Raw genomic sequence first — 23,465 nt, 5'->3', positions numbered from 1 at the left:
AGGTAGGTGCCCATGCACGAGGTGCTGAGAGCTACGGCCGGCAGTCAGGTGTTCGCGGTGACCACCGCGCCCTACCTCCTGCTGGACTGCGAGCTGAAGATCCAGGCGGCGAATCCGGCCTATCTGCGCGCGACGGCCCGGCATCCGGACGAGCTGGTGGACACGTTGCTGTTCGACGCGTTTCCGGACAACCCGAACGACCCGGCGGCGGACGGGGTGCGCCGGCTGAACGCCTCCCTGGAGCGGGTGCTGCGCCACGGCGTGCCGCACGACATGGGCGTGCAGCGCTATGACATCCCCGACCCGGCCGAGCCGGCGGGCTTCCGGGTGAAGGTGTGGTGCCCGGTGAACTCCCCGCTGCTGGACGACGACGGCCGGGTGGTCGGGCTGTTGCACCATGTGGAGGACGTCACCGCGGTGCACGAGATCCTCGACCACGCCGGCAGTTTGCGGCGGCCGGGGGCGATCGTGCGGCACGCGATGCTGGCGGCTGGCCGGTACAAGCGGGCGGTCGCGCAGTCCAGTGCCGCCCAGTCGAGGCGTGATCAACTCTGGCACCGTCTGCTGCACGCCGGCCGGGAGGGCCGGTGCATCGACGCGCTGTGCGCGGCGGCCGTCGACGAGCTGCCCGGCATCGACGGCGCCGCGATCACGTTGTACAGCGGGGGATCGGTGCAGTGCCTGCTCACGGCCAGCGACCGCTGGGCCCGTCGGGTGCAGGAACTTCAGGTGATCATTGGACGGGTGCCGGCGTTGCAGGCGTTCATGACCGGCGAGCCGGTGTTGCTGCCGGACCTCGGCCGCGCGGCCGACCGCTGGCCGTCGTACACGGAGACGGCCCAAGGCATGGGCGTGGCCAGCGTGTTCGCGTATCCCTTGCGCACAGCCACATTCACCGCCGGCACACTGACGCTCTACCGCCGCAGCCCCGGCGGCCCGCCGCGCGACGCGGAGGCGTTCGCCGACATCGCGACCGTGCTGGTGCTGGCCGACACCGACGACGACGTGATCGATCAGCTCGCCGCCGCCGGCGACGAGGACGACGTCAACCTGGCGGTCGGATTCCTCGCCGCGGCACGGGGAATCCCCATCCACGACGCCAAGGCACTGCTGAAGACGGTGGCCCGGCAGTCCCGCCGCCGGCCGGTCGACATCGCCCGTGACGTACTCGCGCGGCGGCCAGGCGTGTTCACCTAGCCACCGGCGAGCCGGTCGTTGCCGGACCCCTAGAGCTGGGGAGCGATCTTCGACGCCACCAGGTCCAGCTGGTCGAGGTCGACGATGTCCAGCAGCTGCACGTAAACCCGGGTGATGCCGGTGCGCTCGCGCCATCGGCCGAGCTGGTCGACGATCTGCGCCGGCGACCCGGCCAGCGGATTGTCCTTGGGATCGGCCGTGCGCAGGCCCAGTTCGGCCGCGCGCTGCGCGACTTCGGCCTCGGTGTCGCCGAGGACCAAGGTGTGGGCGCAGGAGCGGACGATCTCCGACGGGTCGCGGCCGGCGTCGACGCAGGCCTGGGCCACCCGGTCGAACTGGGTGGCGGCCCGGTCGACGGGGGAGAACGGCACGTTGAACTCGGTGGCGAAGCGGGCGGCCAGCGCGGGCGTGCGGCGCGGGCCGGTGCCGCCGACGATCACCGGGATCGGGGCGACGGGCTTGGGCAGGGCAGGGGAGTCGGCGACGGTGTAGTGCTTGCCGGCGAAGGAAAAGGTCTGGCCGGACGGCGTCGACCACAGCCCGGTGATGATCTCCAGCTGCTCGGTGAGGCGCTCGAAGCGCTCGCCCAGCGGCGGGAACGGGATGCCGTACGCGGTGTGCTCGGCCTCGAACCAGCCGGCGCCGAGGCCGAGCTCGACGCGGCCGCCGGACATCTGGTCGGCCTGGGCGACGGCGATCGCCAGCGGGCCGGGTAGGCGGAAGGTGCCGGAGGTGACCAGCGTGCCGAGGCGGATGCGCTCGGTCTGCACGGCCAGCGCGGAAAGCGTTGTCCAGGCGTCGGTCGGCCCTGGCTGGCCGTCGCCGGCCATGGTCAGGTAGTGGTCGGAGCGGAAGAAGCCGTCGAATCCCGAGGCCTCGGCGGATTTGGCCACGCGCAGCAGGTCGGCGTAGGTGGCGCCCTGCTGGGGTTCGGTGAAGATCCTCAGATCCATGGCCGCCATATTAGGCAGACACGTGGCGCACGGCGTCGGCCAGCACCTTGCCGTGCAGTTCGAACAGGGCCGCCAGGTCGACCGAGTCGCCGCCGATCTCGTGGGCCACGAAGAAGCCGTCCACCGCCGCCATCGCGTACGTGGCCAGCAGTGACACGGCGTCGTCGGCCAGCGTGGGGGCGAATTCGCGGATCGTCGAAGCGATTCGTTCCAGGGTGGTCGCCCGGACCTGGAGGAACATCGTCCGCGCGCTGGCCTCCCGCGGCCGCTTCTCCAAGGTGAGCATCAGTCCGAGCCGCAGGAAGTCCGGAGTCCGCATCAGCGCCCGGCCGATGCGCATGACCAGCTCCGGCACGCGCTCGTCGTGCTCGTCGAACGCCCGCAGCCACTGCTCGAAGCTGCGTTCGATGACCGCCGCGATGAGCTCGTCCTTGTCCTTGAAGTGCCAGTAGATGGAGCTCGCCGGCAGCCCGGCGCGGGCGCTGACCTGCGCGATGCTGGCGCCGTCGTAGCCGCGCTCGCCGGCGATCTCGGCCGCCGCGTCGAGGATCCGCCGCCGCGACTCCTCGCCGTTGGCCCGTCGCTTGCGTTCCGTGGTCATCCTGGCCACCTCCTTGACAAAACCATCTTACTGTAGCGACCATTCCAGCAACTACTGGAGCGATCGCTACAGGAACGAGGTCCGGTGTCCCACTACGACGTCGCCGTCGTCGGGTACGGCCCGACCGGCGTCACCGCGGCCAACCTGCTCGGCGCCGCCGGCCTGACCGTGCTGGTCGTCGAGCGGGACGCCGAGGTGTACGCCCGGGCGAGGGCGATCTCCACCGACGAGGAGGTGCTGCGCGTCTGGCAGTCGGTCGGCCTGGCCGACGAGCTGGTCCGCGACATGATCAGCGACTGCCCGATCAGCTTCGTCGACCACGACGGCCGGTCCTTCTTCGACGCCGCCTTCACGCCGCGTGGCCACGGCTACCCGCCGCAGCTGTTCTTCCACCAGCCGGTGCTGGAGGCCACGCTGCGCCAGGGCGTCAAGCGGTTCCCGAACGTGGACGTGCGCCTCGACGCGGAATGCCTTGGCATCTCACAGGATTCCGCCGGTGTGGAGATCCGGCTGCCCGGGGAGACAGTCCGGGCGAAGTACGTCATCGCCGCCGATGGCGGGTCCAGCCCGATCCGCACGCGCCTGGGCGTGAGCTTCGACGGCCGGACCCACGAGGACCGCTGGGTGGTCATCGACGCCGAGGTCAAGCGCGAGTGGCCGGGCCGTGATCGGATGCGGTTCCACTGTGACCCGCGGCGGCCGGCGGTCGACATCCCGTCCCCGCACGACCATCACCGCTGGGAGTTCCCGGCGCTGCCGGGGGAGGATCCGGAGCAGCTCGCCGCCGACGTCTGGCCGCTGCTCGGCCGGTACGGCATCACCGATGAGCACGTGGAGGTGCTGCGGGCGGTGGTCTACAGCCACCATGTGCGGGTCGCCGCGCGCTGGCGGATCGGCCGGGTGTTCCTGGCCGGCGATGCCGCGCACGCGATGCCGCCGTGGATCGGCCAGGGCATGGCCGCCGGCGTGCGGGATGTGGCCAACCTGTGCTGGAAGCTGGCCGGGGTGATCAGCGGCGAGCTGGCCGACAGCGTGCTCGATTCGTACGAGGCCGAGCGCAAACCCCATGTCCGGGCGACCATGCGCCGGGCCGTGTTCGCCGGCCGGCTGATCACCGAGCGCCGGCCGGCGGTCACCAGGGCCCGCAACGCCCTGCTCAGGCGGTTCGGCGGCAATCCGTGGTTGCTGCGGCTGATGACGCGGCAGAGCTGGGTCCCTGAACCCCGTTATGCACAAGGGTTTTTCACCGGCGGCCCCGGTACCGGGCGGAAGATCCCGCAGCCTTGGGTGCTCGACTCCACCGGCGCTCGCCGCCGGCTCGACGACCTGACTCCCGGCTGGGCCACGCTCAGCCGGCATGAGCAACCCGGCGCGATCACCGTGCTGCCGCCCGGTTCCACACCGCGATCAGGGTGTGTCGTCGACATCGCCGGCGCGCTCGTCGCCTGGCTCGCTCAGCACAAGGTCGACGCGATCACCGTGCGGCCGGACGGTTTTGTCCACTCCAGCAGGAAGCGGAAGGCATGAACGAGCACACCATCAAGGCCGGCGGGCACGAGATCTTCGTGGCCGAGACCGGTACCGGCCCGGCGGTCGTGCTGTTGCACGACGGCGGGCCGGGCGCCTCCGGCGTGCCCACCTACCGGGCCAACATCGACGCCTTGGCCAAGCAGTACCGGGTGATCGTGCCGGATCTGCCCGGTTACGGGCGGTCCAGCAAGACCATCGACCAGTCGGACCCGTTCGGCTCGCTGGCCGACGGCGTCCGTGGCGTGCTGGACGCGTTGGACATCGAGTCGGCCACGCTCGTCGGCAACTCCTACGGCGGCTCGGCCGCGCTGCGGCTGGCCCTGGACACACCCCGTCGTGTGGACAACCTTGTGCTGATGGGCCCGGGTGGTATCGGCACCACCAAGTCGCTGCCCACCAAGGGTTTGCAGCATCTCCTGGGCTACTATCCGAAGCCCAGCCGGGAGAAGCTGGCCACGTTCATCCGTTCGTACCTGGTGTTCGACGGATCGTCCATTTCGGACAGTATGATCGACGAGCGCTATCGGGCCAGCCTCGACCCCGAGGTGATCGCCAACCCGCCACTGCGCCGTCCGTCCGGACTGAAACCGTTGCTGCGCATGGATCTCACCCGTGATCGTCGGCTGCGTCGCCTGGACGTGCCGACGCTTGTCCTGTGGGGCACCAAGGACAAGGTGAACCGCCCGTCCGGCGGCGTGGCGCTGGTCCGCGTGATGCCCAACTGCGATCTCGTGCTGTTCGCCAACACCGGGCACTGGGTGCAGTGGGAGCAGGCCACCCGGTTCAACCAGTTGATCGCCGACTTCGTGGGAGGACACCGTGGTTGACGTCTTCGGCACCGTGCACCTGGGGTACATCGTCATCGAGACCAGCCGCTTCGCCGACTGGCGACGGTTCGGCGTGGACGCCATCGGCATGCACCTCGACACCCTCGACCATGGCACGATGCGTTTTCGCCTGGACGACCGGCAGTGCCGATTCCTGGTGAAGCTCGGGCCCGCCGAGGATGCGACCGCGTTGGGCTGGCACATCGACGACCACGAGACCTTCGACCGCATCCTGGCCCGGGTCGTCGACCGTGGCGTGCCGGTCACCGAGGGCACCCCGGACGAGGCCGCGCAGCGGGGCGTCGAGCGGCTTTGGCGGTTCCCCGGCCCGAAGGGCCTTGCCCAGGAGATCTTCACCACGCCCATCGTGGATCCTTTGCCGGTCACGGGTTTTGTCACCGGCGAGGGCGGGCTCGGCCACGTCGCCATCACCACCACCGAGCCGCACCAGCTGCGCGGCTACTACAACACCGTCTTCGACGCCCGGCTCTCCGACTACGTCGACGAGACCATCAGCGGCGTCCGCCTCAAGATCCGGTTCCTTCGGGTCAACAGCCGGCACCACTCCGTCGCCGTCGCCGCGACTCGAGGTCTACGGATCGACCCCATTCGCACCCGTATCCAGCACCTCAACATCCAGGTCGCCGAGTTGGACGACATGCTCGCCGCCTACCAGCGGGTGCGCGCACTCGGCTTCGGCATGGCGCTGTCCGTCGGCCAGCACACCAACGACCGCGAGCTGTCGTTCTATGCCCGCACCCCGTCCGGCTTCGAGTGGGAAGTCGGTTGGAACCCGATCTCCGTCGACGAGTCCACCTGGGAGCCGACCACCCATCAGAGCATCAGCATCTGGGGTCACACCCCGGTCGGGCAGACCGTCATCGACCGGTTGACCCAGTTCTGCCTCGCCACAAAGTCTCTGCGCAACAGGGAGATCGCTGTCCCCGCCCTCAGCGGCGTCGGCATCCCCGACGACTGATCAGGCCACCGCCAGCCGGACCCGGTGCCAGTGCTCAGCTTCGCGGTACTCGGCTACCAGGCGGCAGTCATTGAGCGGCCACCGGAAGCGACAGGAACCGCTCCGCGTTGCCGCTCATGATCTTCTCCCGATCGGACGGGGTCAGGAAGTCGGACGAGCGCACGACCTGGCCCACCGGGCGCTCCCCGAGCGGGTAAGGGTAGTCGCTGCCGACCATCACGTTGTCCACGCCAAGAGTGTCGACCAACAAACGCAAAGCCGCCGGCTCGAACACGACGCTGTCCACACTGAACCGACCGACATACGCCGACGGCGGCTTCTCTGACGTGCCAAGGAGATCGTGCCGCTGGTGCCAAGCGTTCTCGAAGCGGCCCAACCAGAAGGCGAACGAACCGCCGCCGTGGGCGAAGCAGATGCGCAGGTTGTCGGACACGCGGTCGAAGACGCCGCCCAGAACCATGGCGACCAGCGACAGGTGCGTCTCGGCCGGCATGCCGGTGATCCAACGGGCCATCCAGCGGTTCAACCGCGGCGAGGCCGGCATGCCCCACGGGTGCACGAAAACCGGCGCGCCGCGGTCGGCGCAGTGTTGCAGGAACTGGACAATGCCGGGATCGTCCAGGTCGCGGTCGCCGACGTGGTTGCCGATCTCCACGCCACGATGACCGTTGTCCAGGCAGCGGTCCAGCTCCCGGCAGGCCAGATCGGGATCCTGCAACGGAACCTGACAGAACGGGATCAACCGTCCGCCGGACGGGGCGGTGATCTCCAACGCGGCGTCGTTGAACACCTCGGCGATGCGAGCACCCTCCCGCGCCGACCGGTCGTAGCCGAAGAACACGGGGGTGGGGGAGACGACCTGGGTGTCCACGCCGTCGGAGTCCATGTGGGCCAAGCGTTCCGCGTGGTTCCATGAGTTCGACTGAATCCGCCGGAACTCGGTGGAACCGACCATGATCACGGCCTCGCGGGCGCTGTCCACCCGCAGCCACGGGGCGTCGTCCCACCCCAGCGCGGGCCACTGAGCCGGCACGTAGTGGGTGTGCACGTCGATGAGGCTCATCGGGCCGACCTGCCCGGGTGTGCGGAGCCGCAGTTGACGCACTTGCGGACGGACTCGTCGGCGTAGAACTCCTCGAACACGGGCGGCAGGTCGACGACGATGTCCCGGACCTGGAGCTCGACCTCGTGCACGAGATGGTTGCAGTTCAGGCAGTACCACTGGAACTTCTCCAGGGTGCCCTCCTCGCGGATGCGCTCGATCACCACGCCGACGGAGCCGGGATTGGGGCGCTGCGGCGAATGCGGGGTGTTGCGGGGCAGCAGCCACATCTCGCCCTCGCGGACGTGCTGCGTGACGATGCCCTCAGAGGTCTGCAAGTTGATGTGCATGTCGCCGCGGAACTGGTAGAACCACTCCTCGTACGGGTCCACGTGGAAATCGGTGCGCTCGTTGGGACTGCCGACCACCTGCACGATGAAGTCGCCCTGGGCCGCCCACATCTGCTTGTTGTTGACCGGCGGCTTGAGCAGATGCTGGTTCTCCTCGACCCACTTCACGAAGTTGAAGGCGGGGTTCAGTGCGGTCATGGCTCAGCCTTTCAGGACGGCGACGGCCTGGATCTCGATGAGCAGGTGCGGGTGGGGCAGCTGGTGCACGGCCACGGTGGTCCGGGAGGGCCCGTTCTCGTCGAAGAACCGGGCGTACACCTCGTTGTAGCCGAGGAAGTCGTTCATGCTGACCAGATAGCTGGTGATCTGCACGATGTCGCCGAGATCGGCTCCGACGGAAGCGAGGATGTCGCGAATGTTCTCGATCACCGCCGCGGTCTGGACCCGAATGTCGAGCGAAGTGGCCCCGAACGAATCGACCGATGCGCCGGCGATGGTGTTGTCCGGGCGGCGGCTGCTGGTGCCGGAGACGAAGGCGAAACCGTTGGCCACGCGGACATGCGGGAACCGGCCACGCGGGGTTGCCTTGTCCGGCAGGGTCTTGGCGTTGCTCATGTCCGTCCTCACAGTGCTACGCAGACGTTGGTGGGCTCGGTGTAGAAGTGCAGCGAGTGCACGCCGCCCTCGCGGCCGATGCCGGACAGGCCGGAGCCGCCGAAGGGGACCGCAGGTCGCGCAGATACCACGTGTTCAGCCAGGACATGCCGACCCGCATCGCGGCGGCCACCCGGTGCCCACGCGAGAGGTTCGACGTCCACACGGCCGCGGCCAGCCCATACGGGGTGTGGTTGGCCAGGCGAACCGCCTCCTCCTCGGTGTCGAACGGCAGCAGCGTGGCCACCGGGCCGAAGATCTCCTCCTGCATGATCCGCGCCGAGTTGCCGACACCGGTCCACAGCGCCGGCTCGATCCACGAACCGCCGCGAAACTCGTCACCGACGGTCGGAATCCCGCCGCCGGCCAACAGCTGCGCGCCCTCCTGCTCGGCGATGGCGTAATACGACAACACCTTCTTGCGGTGCGCCTGCGAGATCAACGGACCGGTCGTGGTGGACGGGTCGTAGGGGTTGCCGAAGCGCAGTTCCTGGGCCCGCTTGGCCAGGCCGGCGGCGACTTCGTCGAAGACGCCCCGCTGCACGTAGATCCGCTCGGTGCACAGGCAGACCTGGCCGGTGTTGGTGAACACCGACCGGGCCAGGCCGTCCACGGTCCGCTCCAGGTCGGCGTCGTCGAACACCACCGCCGCGTTCTTGCCGCCCAGCTCGAACGACACAGGCAGCACGCGCGGCGCGACGGCCTTCATGATCGCCGAGCCGGTACGGGACTCGCCGGTGAAGGTGATGCCGTCGACATCGGGATGCGTGGTCAGGTACTCACCGGCCGAGCCGGGCCCGAAGCCGTGCACGACGTTGTACGCACCGGCCGGGGCACCGGCCTCGGTGATGATCTCGGCCAGCAGGGTGGCGCTGGCCGGCGTGTCCTCGGAGGGCTTGACCACCACGGCGTTGCCGGTGGCCAGCGCCGGCGCGACCTTCCAGGTCAGCAGGAGCAGCGGCAGGTTCCACGGCACGATCACGCCGACCACGCCCAGCGGCCGCCGGACCGCATAGTTCAGGGCCTTCTCGGTGAGGAAGGAATCCACGCCGAGCCCGGCGACCAGGTCGGCGGCGGCGCGGAAGTTGGCCGCGGCCCGGGTGACGTCCAGTTCGGTGGCCAGCGCGACCGGCTTGCCGGTGTCGGCGATCTCGGCGGCCAGCAGGTCGTCGAACCGGGCCTCGATGCCGTCGGCGATACGGCGCAGCAGCGCGACCCGCTCGGCCGCGGTGAACCGGCCCCACGCACCCTCCAGGGCGGTGCGTGCCGCGCGGACGGCCTGGTCCACGATTGACCGGTCGGCCGCCTGGACCTGGGCGACCAGCGAGCCGTCGACCGGGTTGACGTCGTCGAACAGGTCGACGCCGTCGACGTACCGGCCGCCGACGAAGTTCTGGATCACACGGCTCATGGACTCGCTCCCCTGCTCTCGGTCAGGTCGATCGTGGCGCTGGGGAGCTATGTCCGACAAATGCCTGAATCGCTCCGAGCTATGCCTGTACGAGCATGTCGCGGATCTCCGTCCCCACCTGCTCCAGGTGCGTCACGAACGCCTCGAGGCTGGGACTCTGGCTGCGGTCGGCGGCCAGCGTGAGCCCGACCAGCCGATGCACGTCCGGCAGTTCGATCGGCAGCACGGTCAGCGCGTCGTCCCGCGTGGCCAGCAGCGCCGGCAGGGTGGCGATCATGTCCGCGTCGACCAGCAGGGACCGCAACGTCGGCAGCGACGTGCACTCCACCCGATTGGTCGGCACGCCGAGGCCCTGGCGGAAGAACACCTGCTCGACCTCGCTACGCAGCGCGGTCTGCGTCACCGGCAGCACCCACGGGTAGTCGATCAGGTCGGCCAGCTCCGGCTCGGCCAACGCGGTCGCCGGGTGCCCGGCGCGGACCACCACCCGGATCGGCTCGTGGTACAGCCGCACCCGCCGGGTCCGCTGGTCCTCGCCCTGCGGCGTCAGGCGGCCCACCACCAGGTCGATATCCCCGGTCAGCAGGCCTTCGGTCAGCCGGTCCGGCGTCCCCTCCCGCACGATCACCGTGATGTACGGGAACTGCCGCTTGAGGCGGGCGATCGCCGTCGGTAGCAGCACGGTCGCGCCGCTGAGGTGGTTGCCCACCACGACCGTGCCGACCATGCCGGTGCTCAGCTCGGCCACGTGCTTCCCGGCCTGCCGGATCTGCGCGATGATCGCCCGCGCGTCGTCGACGAACGCCCGTCCGTACGCGTTCGGCGTGACCCCGCGCGGCCCCCGGTCGAACAGCTCCACGCCGAGGATCTGCTCCAGTTCGCGAAGGCCCCGCGTGACCACCGGCTGCGTGATGCGTAGGCGTTCCGCCGCCCCGACCACGCTGCCCTGCTCCGCGATCGTGACCACGAGCACCAGGTGCCGAACCTTGAGGCGCCCGTCCAGCAGCCGGTTGATGTCCATGGCCACCATCTTGCTCAGAATTCGAGCCCGGCCGGCGTTCGGCGCGCCACGGCCATGAGCGGCTCAGCTCGAAGCGGGGCCGATTTTGGTTACGGGCGGCCGGCGATGAGTGCCGCGGCGCGTTCGGCGATGGCCAGCACGGTCGCGTTCGTGTTGGCCGACGGAATGGACGGCATCACCGACGCGTCGGCGACCCGGAGGCCGGCGACGCCGTGCACGGTCAGATCCGTGTCCACCACGGCAAGGTCGTCCGTGCCGATCCGACACGTGCCGACGTAGTGGTAGTAGGTGCCCAGACTTGCCTTGAGGTACTGGTCGAGCGGGATCTCGCCGGGCGCGATCTCGGCCGTGTCGAGCGGCTGGAATGCCGGTGACGCCGCGACTTCGCGGGCCAGGCGCAGGCCGGCGAGCATCGCCGCGCGGTCGCGGTCGTCGGCCAGGTATCGGGGATCGAGCAGGGGATGGGTCGTCGGGTCCGAACTGGACAGTCGCAGCGTGCCACGGCTGTGCGGCGTCATCAGCCCGACGGCGATCACGAAACCCTGCGTCGGACCTTGCGGGGCGTCCGGCCGGGACAGGACCAGCAGGTGCAGGTCGGGGACCGCGCCGCCGTCGCTGGCCAGCAGCCCGAGCACCTCGGTGTGGTTGCCGGTGCTGTCCGGCAGCGGATCCGCGGCCCGGTGCACCATGGCGCTGATCGGATGGTCGTGCAGGTCCTCGCCGACGCCGGGCAGGTCCACCACGGTGTCGATGCCCAGCTCACGAAGGTGGTCGGACGGCCCGATGCCGGAACGGAGCAGGATCTCCGGCGAGCCCACCGCGCCGGCGGCCAGCACGACCTCCTGCGAGCACGACACCGTGAGCAGCTCGTCGCCGATGGAGAACTCGACCCCGACGGCCCGTCCGTTCCGCACGATCACGCGATGCACCAAGGCATTCGTGGCCACGTTCAGTGTAGGTCGGCCGAGCACGGGCGTGAGATAGGCGTCCGCGGCGCCGAGCCGATGACCGTCCACAATGGCCAGATCGGGCAATCCGAAACCGACCTCGAGGCCGCCGCTGATGTCGTCGGCCAACGGATGCCCGACCTCCGTCGCGGCGGCAAGCGTAGCCAGCGCAACGGGATGCGGGTCGGCGACCGGCGCGACGGTCATCGGGCCGTGCTGGCCGCGCAGCGCCGGATCCCGATGCGGTGCCGTCTCCGACGCGCGGAAGAACGGCAGCAGATCGTCGAAGCCCCAGCCCTTCGCGCCGGCACCGGGCCATTCGTCGTAGCTGGACCGGTGGCCCCGGATGTGCACCATGCCGTTGATGCCGGACGACCCGCCGAGGCCCAGCCCGCGCGCCCACGGCACGGAGGTGCCGGTGCTCGCCTGCACAACGGTGCCGCCGGGCCAGGTCAGCGGGCCCTCCGACAAGGACAGCCAGCGCGCCGGCTCCCTGCTCTCGATCGGCATCGTCCGGCCGCGTTCGATGAGCAGCACGCGGGCCTGCTCGCTTTCGCTCAATCGCGCCGCGAGCACACAGCCGGCCGTGCCGCCGCCGAGCACGATGTAGTCGTAACCGCTGTCGATGGGGTGCATTCCCGCCCTCGATGAGCTGCCGATTGGTGACGACCGGCCGGTCGTACGGCGAAATTAGCAGGCGGCCGCCGAGCGGTGAAAGGCGATCGTCCGGGCCGGTAAGGACGCGTGCCCTTCCGGCCGTGAAACCGCAATTCGGGGAAATCAGGCCGTTTTTGTGGGGAGATGGGTCAGGAAACGGCGCAGCGCCGGGGGAGCGGCGGGCTCGTCGCGGTGCACGAAGACCGTCTCCAGCCGGGCGTCCGGCACGTCGTGGGTGCGCACGTGCCGGTTGGACGCGGCAACGACGTCGGCCGGCAGCAGTGTGAATCCCATGCCGGCGGCGACGCAGCCCAGAATGCCTTCCAGCGTGCCGAACTCCATCAGACGGACGGCAACCGCGCCATGCTCGGCCAATAGCCGTTCCAGTCGGGCGCGGAAGGCGCAGCCGGCCCGGAACACCAAGGCCCTCGGCGCCGGCTGCCGATGCAACGCGTCCTCCACAGTGGACTCTCGCGTGGACGTGACCAGCACCAGATGTTCCGTGAAGGCCGGGATTGCCACCAGACCTGGCTGCGTGACCGGACCGGCGACGAACGCCCCGTCCAGCGTGCCGTCGAGGACCGCCCGCGTGAGCTCGTCGGAGGTGTTGGTGGCCAGCGACAGATCGACCTTCGGGTACAGCTCGACGAACGCGTGCAGCAGGTCGGGCAGTCGGAGGCCGGCCGTGATCTCCAGCGCGCCGAGGCTCAGCGGGCCGGCCGGCTCGGCGTTGTCGCCGGCCAGATTCCGGGCCTCGTCGGCCAGCGCCACGATCCGTGCGGCGTAGGAGCGGAGCTGCTCGCCGGCCTGGGTCAGCGTCACACCGCGGGCGTGCCGGCGGAACACCGCGACGCCGAGTTCCTTCTCCAGGGCGTGGATGCGCAGGCTGACGTTGGACTGCACGGTGTGCAACTCCTGCGCTGCCTTGGTGATCGCCCCGGTGCGGGCCACCGCGAGAAAGATCCGCAGGTCGGTCAGCTCCACGTGGACAGCCTAGCGGGGAGCGGCGCCGCCGGTCGCCGCCTGCTGATAGGCGGCCAGCTCCGCCGGCCGGTCGATGCTGCCGTGGTGGTGGACCAGCCGCCACCGGCCGTCATAGCCGAAGACCCGGGTGGTGCGGATGGCCAGCGGCACCCGCGCGCCGTACTCGCCGAGCTCCCGGCCGGCGAACACCACGGAATCGGCCCACCAGTAGGTGGCCGCGTCGGTGAAGGTCACCGTCAGCCCCAGGCCGCCGTCGAAGATCCGCCGGTAGAGATCGGTCACGGCCGTGCCCGACCGCAGAATGCCGCCGACCGGATTGTTCAACTGAGCCAGCTCGTGCTGGGACCACACCGCGGACAACGTGTCGAGGTCCCGGTTGTTCAGCGCGTAGTAGAAGGATTCCAGCGCCGCGATCGCGCCGTCCCGGCCTGGATTCTCGGTCTCGGCCAGCCGATTCCGGGACTGCGGGCCGAAACGGTAGTCGACAACCTCCATTGTGGTCACCACGTCAGGCTAGCCATCGCTCGCTGCGGTGGACCAATGCCGATTCTCGATCGCAGAATTCTCCCCGGGAGAATCCTCAGGCCGACCAGCGAGCGACGAACCGCCGCTGCCACGGCGTCTCGACGGCCCGTTTCGAGTAGTGCTCGCGGACGTAGGCCACGGCTTCGCCGTTCGGCATGCCGTCCAGCACGGCCAGGCAGGCCAAGGCCGTTCCCGTACGGCCGAATCCGCCGCCGCAGGCGATCTCCACCCGTTCGTCACGGGCCCGGGCGTGCAACTCCGCCAAAGCCGTGCCGAAGGCGGCGCGGTCCGAAGGCAGCCAGAAGTCCGGCCACCGAATCCAGCGGCGGTCCCAGGCCATCGCACCCGGGTCCGAGCCGAGCAGGTAGAGCCCGAACGACGGCGTCGGCCCCGGCGGCAGCGGATGCCGCAGGCCACGCCCACGGACCAGCCGTCCCGACGGCAGTCGCAGCACACCGGCCGCGTCCGGGTCCCAGGTCACCCGTCCGAGCCTAGGCCAGCCACGCGCCGCCGGGCTCGGCCGGTAACCTGGACAGACCTGTTGACCTGCGTGCTGGAGACCGAGACCCGATGCCTGACCGTGCCGTGATCGACGCGTTGTTCCCCGCGGACCTGCCGGAGCCGGCGTACTGGGAGCAGCGCTACCCGCAGCGGGACCTCCCCGACGGCGCCATGGTCACCCGCGTCGGCCCGTCGCCCACCGGCTGGCTGCACATCGGCGCGCTGTACGTGGGCGCGATCAACCGGGACATCGCGCACCGCACCGGCGGCCGCTATCTGCTGCGCATCGAGGACACCGACCAGGCCCGCGAGGTGCAGGGCGCGGTCGAGCAGTTCACCCGCGCGTTCGACTACTTCGGCCTGCCGGCCGACGAGGCCGAGGGGCACGGCGACTACGGACCGTACTTCCAGTCCGAGCGCGAGCAGCAGTACCTGACCTACGCGCGCGAGCTGCTGCGCGAGGGCAAGGCGTACCTGTGCTTCGCCACCGAGGACGAGCTGGCCGACATCCGCCGCCGCCAGGAGGCCAGCAAGATCCCGCCCGGCTACTACGGCGGCTGGGCCATCTGGCGCGACCGGCCCGACGAGGACGTGCAGGCCAAGCTGGCCGAGGGCGCGCCGTACGTGGTGCGGTTCCGCTCGCCGGGCCAGGTCGACGGCCGGGCCGTGTTCACCGACGCCATCCGTGGCCGGCTCGAGCACGAGGACAACCGCAACGACGTGGTGATCCTCAAGTCCTCGGCCAACGCCGTGCGGCTGCCCACGTACCACTTCGCGCACGCGGTCGACGACCACCTGATGCGGGTGAACCTGGTGATCAGGGCCGACGAGTGGATCTCCTCGGTGCCCACCCACCTCCAGCTGTTCGCCGCGCTCGGCTTCGAGCAGCCGACCTACGCCCACATCGCGCCGCTGATGAAGCAGATCTCCGGCGGCAAGCGCAAGCTGTCCAAGCGCAAGGACCCGGAGGCCTCGGTCGACTTCTACATCGCCGAGGGCTACCCGGCCAAGGCGGTGCTGTACTACCTCAAGGGCCTGACCAACGGCCGCATCGCCGAGCTGCCGCTGGCCGAGGCGCTGGACGCGCCGATCAAGCTGGACGAGATGGGCCTGGCCGGGCCGCTGATCGACATGGCCAAGCTGGACGACATCAGCGCCGACCACATCGCCACCCTGCCCGGCGCGGAGATCCTGGCCGCGGTCCGGGAGTGGGCGCTGACCCACGACGCCGACCTGGTGCCGGTGCTGGACGGCAACCAGGAGCTGGCGCTGGCCGCGCTGGCGGTGGAGCGCGAGGGCGTGGAGAACCCGCGCAAGGACCTGCGCAAGTGGTCCGACTTCCGCCCGGCCTACGGCTTCTTCTTCCCGGAGCTGTTCACGCCGGTCACGGCCGGCGACGAGCGCATCGAGGGCGTGACGCCGGAGCTGGCGCGGGCCTTCGCGGCCGACTTCGCCGACGGCTACCAGCACCTGGCCGACGGCCAGGAGTGGTTCGGTCAGATCCGCGACCTGGCGGCCAAGCACGGCTACGCCAAGAACGCCAAGGAGTACAAGAAGAACCCGGACGCCTACCCGGGTTCCATCCGTGAGGCGTCGCAGATCATCCGGGTGGCGCTGACCGGCTCCACCCGCAGCCCCGACCTGCATGCCGTGGCCACCACGCTGGGCGAGGACGAGGTGCTGCGCCGGATTCGCGCCGTCGCCGCCTGAGCAGACACGACAACGCCGCCGCACCAGGAGAGGACGCGGCGGCGTTGTCGTGCGCCGATCAGCCGGCCAGGCTGAACTTCTCGGCGTGCACCTGGCGGTCCGGCACCTGCAATGCCCGGGTGCTGGCCAGCACGGCGTTGGTCATGGCCGCCGGCCCGCACACGAACACGTCACGGGACCAGATGTCCGGCACCATGTAGCGCAGGCTCTCCGGGTTGAACTGGCCGGCCGCCGGTCCACTGAGGACACGGACGACCGGGGCCAGCGCACGGAGTTCGTCCAGCAGCACGGCATCCCGCTCGTCACGGACGCGGTACAGCACGACCACGTGACCCTGGATCTCCTCCAGCAGCGCCCGGATCGGCGTGACGCCGACGCCGCCGGCGATCAGCAGGGCGTGCGGGTGGACCTGGTTGGCGGTGGTGAAAGCCCCGTACGGGCCTTCGGCGTAGACGCGCGTGCCGACCTTGAGTTCCCGCAGGGCGGCGCTTGCGGTGCCGACGGACTTGGCGGTGAGCCGCAGGTAGCGGCCGTCGGGTGCGGCCGACAGCGAGAACGGGTTGGCCCGGTGCCACATGCCCTTGGCCAGGAAGCGCCACACGAAGAACTGCCCGGCCCGCGCGGGAAGCTCGTGCAGGTTGCGGCCTTCGATGTACACCGACACGACGTCGGGCGACTCGGCGACGATGCCGGCGACACGGAGCTGGTAGCGGCGGTTGCGCAGCAGCGGGCGGATCAGGCGGCCGGACACCAGCGCGCCGATCGCCGTGGCCCACAACAGGATCCAGTAGATCCGGCCGCCGGTGGAGGCGATGGTCGTGCCGGAGATGAACTGGTGCGTGAAGGCCAGCGCCACCACCGCGTACGTCAGCAGGTGGATGGCGTGCCAGGTCTCGTACGGCATCCGTCGGCGGGCGATCCTCGCCGAGGTCGCGCCGACCACGATCACCAGCAGGAAGGCGATGACGGCCAGCAGGACGCCGGTGAACGTGTCGGAGAGGACGACGATCTCCGCGAAGAAGCTGTGCGCCTGGAGCTGCGCGTAGCCGGTCACGATCAGCACCACGTGGCCCAGCAGTGTCCACATCAGACTGATGCCGTTCCACCGGTGGTAGGACGTCAGTCGGTCCATGCCCAACCGCTCGTCCAGCCATGGGATGCGGGCGATCAGCAGGAACTGGCCGGCCATCAGCAGTCCGGCGACCAGGCCGAGGATCCGACCCAGCGTGATCAGGAGGTTGGGTGACGCTCCCGTGGCCACCACCAGCGCGGCGACGATCAGGACGTTGACGACCAGCGCCGCGAGCAGCGCCACGCGCGCCGTCCGGCGGCGGTCGGGCCTGGCCTGCGCCGCGACCGTGAGGTTCTGGGTGGTGGTCACGGGGTTCCTCCCAAATGGGGATCGGTATGCCAGACCACACGGCCGATGCCCGCCCCTGGTTCACCCCGTGACCAAGATCTTTCCGATTAGGCCAGCAGCGTCTGCGCGACCGTCCGTCCGGAGGTGCCGCTGACCCCCGGACCGGGCCAGGTGGAGCCGCCGATCAGGTACAGCCCCGGCACGACCGTGGCGTAGCCGCCGCCGTGCGCCGGAATCGGCCGCTGCGTGAACCCTTGCGACAGTGCATTGTGGCCGGCGCCGTGGTCGCCGGGGCCCAGGCTCGGGTTGTGCCGGGCCAGGTCGGCCGGGGACAGCACGTGCCGGGCCAGTACCAGTTCGTCGAGACCCTTGAGGTGTTCGGACGCCTCGGCCACCACCCGGTCGGCGAAGGCGTTGACAACAGATGTTGTCCAACGGCCGTCGGTGTTGATCTCCCCGGCGGCGTCGCCCAGCGGACGGATCGGCACGTCCAGCACCTGGACCCGGACCACCGCCCGGCCCCGCGGCGCGCGGCTCGGGTCAACGGCGGTCGCCTCGTGCCAGGACAGCGTCGGATGCTCGGGCAGGAAACCGGCCTCGGCCTGCCGGCTGGACCGGACCAGCTCGTCGACTCCCCGGCCCAGATTGAGGCAGCCGCCCTGGTCCAGCCGCGAATCGGCGAAGTTCGGCCGGGCCGACAGTGCCAGGTTGAGCTGGAAGCAGCCGCGCCGATAGCTGTACCGGGACGCCTGGGCCCGCACCGAGCCGCTGATCGACTCATCCCGCAGCAGATGGCCGTAGAGCAGGTCGGGCGTGGTGCTGGCAACAACTGTCGTCGCGGTCAGCACGTCCCCGTCGGCCGTCCGCACGCCGACCGCCCGGCCGTTCTCGGTCAGGATCGAGTCCACCCTGGTGTTGAGCCTGATCTCCGCGCCGCGCTCCGTGACCAGGCCGGTCAACGCTTCGGCCAGGCGGCCGCTGCCGCCGACCGGCTGCGGGTTGCCGCCCGGCAGGATCAGGCCGAACAGCGCCAGCCACAGCGCGCCGACCGCGTCGTGCGTGCCGATGCCGACGTGCAGCAGCCACGGCAGCAGCGCCGTCCGCAGCTCTTCGCTTCGAAAACGTTCGGTCACCAGGTCGACACCATTGCCGGTCAGCAGCGTCTGGAACGGCAGCGCCGCCGTGCGGTCCCCGGTGAGTCGTTGAATCAGGTCCGTCGCCTGCGGCGTCGTCAGATCCATGCCCAGCAGCGGCATCAGCGACTCGAGGTGCGGCGCCAGGTCGTTCATCAGCCCCGACCAGCCCTCTTGCTCACCCAGCCGGGCCATCTCCGCCCCCAGCGCCTCCGGGTCCGTCGGGATCACCGCGCTGCGCCCGTCCGGGAGGGACGCCCCGCTGCTCACGGGGCCTTGCGTGTACCGCAGTCCGTGCCGGCCCAGGTCTTCGCTCAGCTCCGCGAACGCCGGTCCACCCACGAAGATCGGGTGCAGCGCCGAGTACGTGTCGTGGACGAACCCCGGCAGCGTCAGCTCTTCGCTCCGGACCGCGCCCCCGGCCCGGTCCCCTTGATCCAGCAGGCAGACACTCCGACCCGCTTCGGCCAGATACGCCGCCGCCACGAGCGCGTTGTGCCCGGCACCGACGAAGATCACATCAAAAGACGGCATGTCCGCACGGTAGGACTGCTCACCCGGCCCGGCCAGGCGAAGTCCGCTCACCGGACTTCAAGGGCACCCAGTCGGTCGGCGACCCGTGCGGCGGTCTGCCTGGTGGCGTTGAGCAGCGTGGGCGAGGGGTGCGGGGAGCGGGCCATGGCGGTGATGGCGGCGGTGCCGGTACCGGGCAGGGGGATGGGCATGGCGACGCAGGTGAGGCCGCGGACGACCCGGCCGGCGTCGATGTACGGGCGGAAGTCGCCGGCGGTGAGGGCCTCGAGCTGGGCGGTGCCGGACTCGACGGGCTCGCCGGGCTGGGCGGTGACGCCGAGCGGTTCGTGGGCGTCGATCATCTGGAGGTAGACGCTGCGGCCGCCGATGTTGAGGCCCAAGGTCACGCCGGCGCCGGTGCGGGCGGCGAGCTCGGCCAAAGGCCGGGTGGCGGCGGCGCGGACCTGGCGCTCGAGCTGGCCGCCGCCGGTCAAGAGGCTGGCGCCGAGCCAATACTTGCGGCCGTCGCGGCGGACGGCGCCGACGGCGAGCAGCTGGCCGAGCAACCGGTGCACGGTCGGCCGCGGAATGCCGGTCGCGGCGGCGAGGTCCAACAGCCGCGCGGGCTCCTGCACCCGAACCTGGTCCAACACCGCGAAAGCCGCCTCGACGACCCCTCGACCCGCCTCCATACGGCCAAGCATGCCGGCCGGATCGGTGGTGAGGGCCGGCGGTGTCGCGGATTCCCGCCATCGATGTCCGAACACCCGAAAGGCGTCACGAGCCGTTGCTAGGGTTGAGCTGTGGGTGACGAAGCGGCTCTGGATCGGGTGTCGACGGACTTCGGCGGGATGATCCGGCGGCGACCCGAAGCCGTGCTGGTGCCGAGCGCAGCCGCCGACATTGCCGCGGTGCTCCGCGACGGCACGCCCGTGACCGCCCGCGGGCGAGGGCATTCCACGCACGGGAAGTCGCTTGTGGACAGTGGTGTCGTGGTCGACATGGCCGGGTTGGGCGCGGTGCACCGGGTCGTGCCCGGTTACGCCGTGGTTGACGGCGGCGCGTCCTGGCGGACGGTGGTGGAAGCGACCCTGCCGCATGGACTGACGCCGCCCGTGGTGCCGGACTTCCTGGACCTGTCGGTCGGCGGAACCCTGTCGCTCGGCGGCACCAGCCACGTCGACAACCTGCTGGAGTTGGAAGTCGTCACCGGAACCGGCTCGGTCGTGACGTGCGCGCCGGGATCGGACCTGTTCCGGGCCGTGCTCGGCGGCCTCGGCCAGTGCGGCATCATCACCCGTGCGACGATCGCACTCGTGCCGGCGCCGGAGGTGGTTCGCCGCCTCAATGTCCGCTATCCCGATACCGTGGCGTTGAACGCCGCCCAGCAAGAACTTGTCCTCAGTGGACAGTGTGACTACGTGGAAGGGCTCATCCTCCAGGACGACGGCTGGTCGCAAATTCTGGAGGCCTTCGGCGACAAGGACTTCACCGTTTCCGGAAACACGGTGTTGACCACACCGTTGCTACGGGTGCCGGACAACCGTGGCCAGGGGATCTTCCCGTGAGCCCGCAACGCAATCGCGTCACGCCGCTCGGCGACATCGAGGCCTTTCCCTTGCGCGGGGCCTGGACCGGCAACCGCGGGGTGATCCACCGCGACCGGGAGATCGTCCGGTTCCACGCCAGCAACCTGTGGATCACGTGCGCGCTGGAGTTCAAGGATTGGTGGCGGGAGCAGTGGCTGCCCAACCGGTGGACCCACCTGTTCTTCCACGACGAAGCCGTGTCCTTCGCCGCTGGTCACCGCCCGTGCGCCGCCTGTCGACGGCCTGCCTACCTGGCCTACCGCGACGCGTGGGGCGGTCAGCCGTCGGCCGCCGACATGAACCGCCAGCTGCACCAGGAGCGGATCTTCCGCGGCACGCACACCCGGCGTTTCCACCAGCTGCCGTGGCCCGACCTGCCCGACGGCACCTTCGTGCTGCTCGACCACGGGCCTGCCTTGATCGTCGACGGCAGCCTCGCCCAGTGGACCCGCGCCGGCTACACCGGTCATCTGCGCCGGCCCACCACCGGCACCGCCACCGTGATCACGCCGCCATCCACGGTCGCCGTGCTGCGGGCGGGCTATCCGGTGCAGATCGACGACTCGGCCCGCCACTAAAATCGGGCGGTGATCACCGTCGCTACCTGGAACGTGCTGCACCGCATCCATGCCGACAACTGGGGCGAGGAGGTGGCCGGCAGCTGGCCGGACGAGTCGAAACGGGTCGCCGCGGTCGCGCAGCGGGTGGGGGAGCTGACCGAGGACGTCGTGGCGTTGCAGGAGGTCAGCGGTGATCTGCTCGCGGCGCTGCGCGAGACCGGCCGGACGGTACACGCGATGCGGTACCCGCGGCTGCCGCGGCCTCGAGTGACGGCGTCGCCGCTGACGGACAACACGGAATACCTCGTGCTCCTGGTCAACGGTCCCAGCCGCGAGCTCGGCGCGGAAGCGTTCCCGACCGATGGCGGCAAGGGCGCGCTGGCCGTCGACGTGCAGGGCCTCACCGTGGTCGCGACCCACGTGAGCTGGGGAAACAAGCGCAAAAGCCAGCTGGCCCGGCTGGCCGAGCTGGCCCCGGCGCCGGCGGTGCTGCTCGGCGACTTCAACGCCGACGCCGACACCGTGCTGGCGAGCCTGGGCGAAAACTTTCGGGCAGCGCGGCTGCCGGCCGGCGTGAAGACCCGAGGCGAGCAGGTCATCGACCACGTGATCGTGCACGGCGCGACGGCCACCAACGCCGAGGTGCTCAACGCCGACGGCCTGTCCGACCACAGCCCCGTGCGGGCGGCGATCAGTTACTGACCTCGAAACGCTCGTTGCCGAGCACCCCGAGCAGCTGGAGCTTCTCGTAGCCCTCGGTCCGCGGCGCGGCGGTCAGCACCAGCAGCGCCTGCGACTGGTCCTCCGTGAACAAGGCCTGGCAGTCGACCTCGATCGCACCCAGCTCCGGGTGCATGAGCACCTTGTGGTCGACGAACCGCTTCGCCACCTCCTGCCGTTCCCACAGCTCGGCGAACTCGGCGCTTTCCTTGGACAGCAAGGCCGCCAGCTCGCCGGCTCGGGACTTCGGACCCATCTGCCCGTACGCCGCACGGAGATTGGCCACCATGGCCCGGCTCTGCCGGGCATGGTCGTCCGGCGGATAGAGCTTGCGCTGTTCAGGATCGGTGAACCAGCGGTAGACCTCGCTGCGCGCGTGTCCGGTGTAGACGGTCAGATCGCCCATCAGCGCCCGGGACATCCGGTTCTGCACGAGAATCTCGCCCAGGCTGGACAAGATCAACGCCGGCGTGTCGTCCAACCGGTCCAACACCCGCATCAACGCCGGGGCGACGTGCGCGGTGACGGATACCGAGGACGGCGCGTTGCGGCCGGCCACCTGGAACAGGTAATCCCGCTCCGGGGTCGTCAGCCGCAACGCGCGGGCCAGCGCGGCCAGCATCTGCTCGCTCGGCTGCGGACCCCGCTCCTGCTCCAGCCGCGTGTAGTAGTCGGTGGACATCGCCGCCAGCGACGCCACCTCCTCCCGGCGCAGCCCCTGCGTACGCCGGCGCGCACCCGTGGGCAGGCCGATGTCCGCCGGTTGCAGCGCCTCCCGCCGGGTCCGCAGGAACGCGGCCAGTGCAGCTCGATCCATACGCCCAGTATCGGACGTCGCCGGATTGCCAGCCAGGGATCGCCGATCCCCCGATATGCGCTCTCTGCACACGCCTCGCCGATCCGAGCAGGCTTTCGGTCATGGACATCAGCGGAAACACCATCTTCATCCCCGGCGCGACCAGCGGCATCGGCCTCGCCCTGGCGCTGGCCCTCACCGAGCGGGGCAACAAGGTCATCATCGGCGGCCGCCGGACCGCCATCCTGGAGCAGCTGGCCGCCGAGCACCCGGAGATCGACACCGTGGTGATCGACACCGCCGACCCGGGCAGCATCACCGCGGCGGCCAAGGAGGTGCTGGCCGGGCACCCGTCACTGAACGTGCTCATCGCGATGGCCGGCATCATGCAGGTCGAGGACTGGCACAGGCCCGAGGGCTTCCTGGCCTCGGCCGAACGCGTCGTCACGACCAACGTGCTCGGCCCGATCCGCCTGGTCGCCGCATTCGTCGAGCACCTTCAGTCCCGGCCAGACGCCACCATCGTCACCGTCTCCTCGGGGCTGGCGTTCACCCCGCTCAGGGTCACGCCCAGTTACAACGCCTCCAAGGCGGCCATCCACATGCTCAGCGAGTCGCTGCGGCTGCAGCTGTCCGACACCTCCGTCAAGGTCCTGGAGCTGGAGCCGCCGTCGGTGCGCACGCCGCTGATGCCGGGGCAGGAGGACAACGAGCACGCCATGCCGCTCGACGAGTTCATCGACGAGGTCATGACGTTGATCGAGACGCAGCCCGACGCCAAGGAGATCCAGGTCGAGCGGGTCAAGTTCCTCCGCTACGGCGAGGCGCGCGGCGACTACGACCACGTCGTGAGCGTGCTGAACGGGACCGACCCGCACGGCAGGTAGACGTGCCAGGATCGGTTG

The 23,465-nt window shown here is 70.1% G+C and carries 23 protein-coding genes and 1 pseudogene; 9 read left to right on the top strand and 15 right to left on the bottom strand.

The annotated features are described in order from the left end of the window. Positions 1–12 precede the first annotated feature (12 nt). Positions 13–1,197: a PAS domain-containing protein gene (locus M3Q35_RS12645; protein WP_273941908.1), complete on the top strand. Its 1,185-nt coding sequence runs from the start codon at positions 13–15 to the stop codon at positions 1,195–1,197. A gap of 29 nt (positions 1,198–1,226) precedes the next feature. Here M3Q35_RS12645 and M3Q35_RS12640 read toward each other — a convergent pair whose 3' ends face one another. Next, positions 1,227–2,150, bottom strand: coding sequence for an LLM class F420-dependent oxidoreductase (locus M3Q35_RS12640; RefSeq protein WP_273941907.1), 924 nt, complete (start codon positions 2,148–2,150; stop codon positions 1,227–1,229). Between the two features lie 10 nt (positions 2,151–2,160). Then, a complete protein-coding gene (locus tag M3Q35_RS12635; protein ID WP_273941906.1) occupies positions 2,161–2,751 on the bottom strand; it encodes a TetR/AcrR family transcriptional regulator in 591 nt (196 codons plus the stop codon). An 84-nt stretch (positions 2,752–2,835) separates the two neighbouring features. Between M3Q35_RS12635 and M3Q35_RS12630 the strand changes: the two genes are divergently transcribed. From M3Q35_RS12630 to M3Q35_RS12620, 3 genes are read left to right on the top strand one after another with little or no spacing between them, the layout of a single operon-like run. Continuing rightward, positions 2,836–4,278, top strand: a complete 1,443-nt coding sequence (locus tag M3Q35_RS12630; protein ID WP_273941905.1) for a bifunctional 3-(3-hydroxy-phenyl)propionate/3-hydroxycinnamic acid hydroxylase — start codon at positions 2,836–2,838, stop codon at positions 4,276–4,278. Continuing rightward, positions 4,275–5,108: an alpha/beta fold hydrolase gene (locus tag M3Q35_RS12625; RefSeq protein WP_273941904.1), complete on the top strand. Its 834-nt coding sequence runs from the start codon at positions 4,275–4,277 to the stop codon at positions 5,106–5,108. Before M3Q35_RS12630 ends, M3Q35_RS12625 begins: the two co-directional genes overlap by 4 nt. Beyond that, positions 5,101–6,087, top strand: coding sequence for a VOC family protein (locus M3Q35_RS12620; RefSeq protein WP_273941903.1), 987 nt, complete (start codon positions 5,101–5,103; stop codon positions 6,085–6,087). Before M3Q35_RS12625 ends, M3Q35_RS12620 begins: the two co-directional genes overlap by 8 nt. A 67-nt stretch (positions 6,088–6,154) precedes the next feature. Here the strand turns inward: M3Q35_RS12620 and M3Q35_RS12615 are convergent, their stop codons facing one another. The 9 genes and pseudogenes from M3Q35_RS12615 to M3Q35_RS12575 all read right to left on the bottom strand — a co-directional run bounded on the left by M3Q35_RS12615 (position 6,155) and on the right by M3Q35_RS12575 (position 14,159). Continuing rightward, positions 6,155–7,150 (bottom strand): amidohydrolase family protein, encoded by a 996-nt coding sequence (locus M3Q35_RS12615; RefSeq protein ID WP_273941902.1) that lies wholly within the window; start codon positions 7,148–7,150, stop codon positions 6,155–6,157. After that, on the bottom strand, positions 7,147–7,677 hold the full coding sequence (locus tag M3Q35_RS12610; protein WP_273941901.1) for a 3-hydroxyanthranilate 3,4-dioxygenase: 531 nt from the start codon (positions 7,675–7,677) through the stop codon (positions 7,147–7,149). The genes M3Q35_RS12615 and M3Q35_RS12610 overlap by 4 nt, the downstream gene beginning before the upstream one ends. Positions 7,678–7,680: 3 nt before the next feature. After that, positions 7,681–8,094 carry a RidA family protein gene (locus M3Q35_RS12605; protein WP_273941900.1) on the bottom strand — a complete coding sequence of 138 codons (414 nt, stop codon included), beginning with the start codon at positions 8,092–8,094 and terminating at the stop codon, positions 7,681–7,683. Between the two features lie 8 nt (positions 8,095–8,102). Then, positions 8,103–9,544 (bottom strand): annotated as a pseudogene (locus tag M3Q35_RS12600) (2-hydroxymuconic semialdehyde dehydrogenase). A gap of 79 nt (positions 9,545–9,623) precedes the next feature. After that, on the bottom strand, positions 9,624–10,565 hold the full coding sequence (locus M3Q35_RS12595) for a LysR substrate-binding domain-containing protein (protein ID WP_273941898.1): 942 nt from the start codon (positions 10,563–10,565) through the stop codon (positions 9,624–9,626). Positions 10,566–10,654: 89 nt separating this feature from the next. Next, entirely contained in the window at positions 10,655–12,148 is a 1,494-nt protein-coding gene (locus M3Q35_RS12590) for a GMC family oxidoreductase (RefSeq protein WP_273941897.1), read from the bottom strand. A 144-nt stretch (positions 12,149–12,292) separates the two neighbouring features. After that, positions 12,293–13,153: a LysR substrate-binding domain-containing protein gene (locus M3Q35_RS12585; RefSeq protein WP_273941896.1), complete on the bottom strand. Its 861-nt coding sequence runs from the start codon at positions 13,151–13,153 to the stop codon at positions 12,293–12,295. Between the two features lie 9 nt (positions 13,154–13,162). Next, positions 13,163–13,648, bottom strand: a complete 486-nt coding sequence (locus M3Q35_RS12580) for a YybH family protein (protein WP_273944323.1) — start codon at positions 13,646–13,648, stop codon at positions 13,163–13,165. An 85-nt stretch (positions 13,649–13,733) separates the two neighbouring features. Continuing rightward, a complete protein-coding gene (locus M3Q35_RS12575) occupies positions 13,734–14,159 on the bottom strand; it encodes a protein-tyrosine phosphatase family protein (RefSeq protein ID WP_273941895.1) in 426 nt (141 codons plus the stop codon). A gap of 89 nt (positions 14,160–14,248) precedes the next feature. On the opposite strand from M3Q35_RS12575, the gene M3Q35_RS12570 reads away from it, so the two are divergent. Next, the gene (locus M3Q35_RS12570) at positions 14,249–15,889 is read left to right on the top strand and encodes a glutamate--tRNA ligase (RefSeq protein ID WP_273941894.1); all 1,641 of its coding nucleotides are present in this window, start codon (positions 14,249–14,251) and stop codon (positions 15,887–15,889) included. A gap of 58 nt (positions 15,890–15,947) precedes the next feature. On the opposite strand, the gene M3Q35_RS12565 is transcribed toward M3Q35_RS12570, so the two are convergent. The 3 genes from M3Q35_RS12565 to M3Q35_RS12555 all read right to left on the bottom strand — a co-directional run bounded on the left by M3Q35_RS12565 (position 15,948) and on the right by M3Q35_RS12555 (position 19,587). Then, the gene (locus M3Q35_RS12565) at positions 15,948–17,270 is read right to left on the bottom strand and encodes a ferredoxin reductase family protein (RefSeq protein WP_273941893.1); all 1,323 of its coding nucleotides are present in this window, start codon (positions 17,268–17,270) and stop codon (positions 15,948–15,950) included. An 86-nt stretch (positions 17,271–17,356) separates the two neighbouring features. Further along, a complete protein-coding gene (locus M3Q35_RS12560; RefSeq protein ID WP_273941892.1) occupies positions 17,357–18,916 on the bottom strand; it encodes a phytoene desaturase family protein in 1,560 nt (519 codons plus the stop codon). A gap of 47 nt (positions 18,917–18,963) precedes the next feature. After that, a complete protein-coding gene (locus tag M3Q35_RS12555) occupies positions 18,964–19,587 on the bottom strand; it encodes a helix-turn-helix domain-containing protein (protein ID WP_273941891.1) in 624 nt (207 codons plus the stop codon). A 111-nt stretch (positions 19,588–19,698) separates the two neighbouring features. On the opposite strand from M3Q35_RS12555, the gene M3Q35_RS12550 reads away from it, so the two are divergent. Genes M3Q35_RS12550 through M3Q35_RS12540 form a run of 3 tightly spaced genes read left to right on the top strand, consistent with a single transcriptional unit; the run spans position 19,699 to position 21,746 of the window. Beyond that, positions 19,699–20,463, top strand: coding sequence for an FAD-binding protein (locus M3Q35_RS12550; RefSeq protein ID WP_273941890.1), 765 nt, complete (start codon positions 19,699–19,701; stop codon positions 20,461–20,463). After that, entirely contained in the window at positions 20,460–21,062 is a 603-nt protein-coding gene (locus tag M3Q35_RS12545) for a hypothetical protein (protein WP_273941889.1), read from the top strand. Before M3Q35_RS12550 ends, M3Q35_RS12545 begins: the two co-directional genes overlap by 4 nt. Positions 21,063–21,071: 9 nt before the next feature. Next, positions 21,072–21,746, top strand: a complete 675-nt coding sequence (locus M3Q35_RS12540; RefSeq protein WP_273941887.1) for an endonuclease/exonuclease/phosphatase family protein — start codon at positions 21,072–21,074, stop codon at positions 21,744–21,746. On the opposite strand, the gene M3Q35_RS12535 is transcribed toward M3Q35_RS12540, so the two are convergent. Beyond that, positions 21,736–22,581 (bottom strand): helix-turn-helix transcriptional regulator, encoded by an 846-nt coding sequence (locus M3Q35_RS12535; RefSeq protein WP_273941886.1) that lies wholly within the window; start codon positions 22,579–22,581, stop codon positions 21,736–21,738. The two genes, M3Q35_RS12540 and M3Q35_RS12535, sit on opposite strands and share 11 nt — an antisense overlap. A gap of 101 nt (positions 22,582–22,682) precedes the next feature. Between M3Q35_RS12535 and M3Q35_RS12530 the strand changes: the two genes are divergently transcribed. Continuing rightward, positions 22,683–23,447, top strand: coding sequence for an SDR family oxidoreductase (locus M3Q35_RS12530; protein WP_273941885.1), 765 nt, complete (start codon positions 22,683–22,685; stop codon positions 23,445–23,447). Positions 23,448–23,465 lie beyond the last annotated feature (18 nt).

Origin of the sequence: Kutzneria chonburiensis (genome assembly GCF_028622115.1) — a bacterium.
Lineage (GTDB): Bacteria > Actinomycetota > Actinomycetes > Mycobacteriales > Pseudonocardiaceae > Kutzneria > Kutzneria chonburiensis.
The sequence above is the reverse complement of the archived record's forward strand: the minus strand, read 5'-3'. Positions and strand labels throughout refer to the sequence as shown.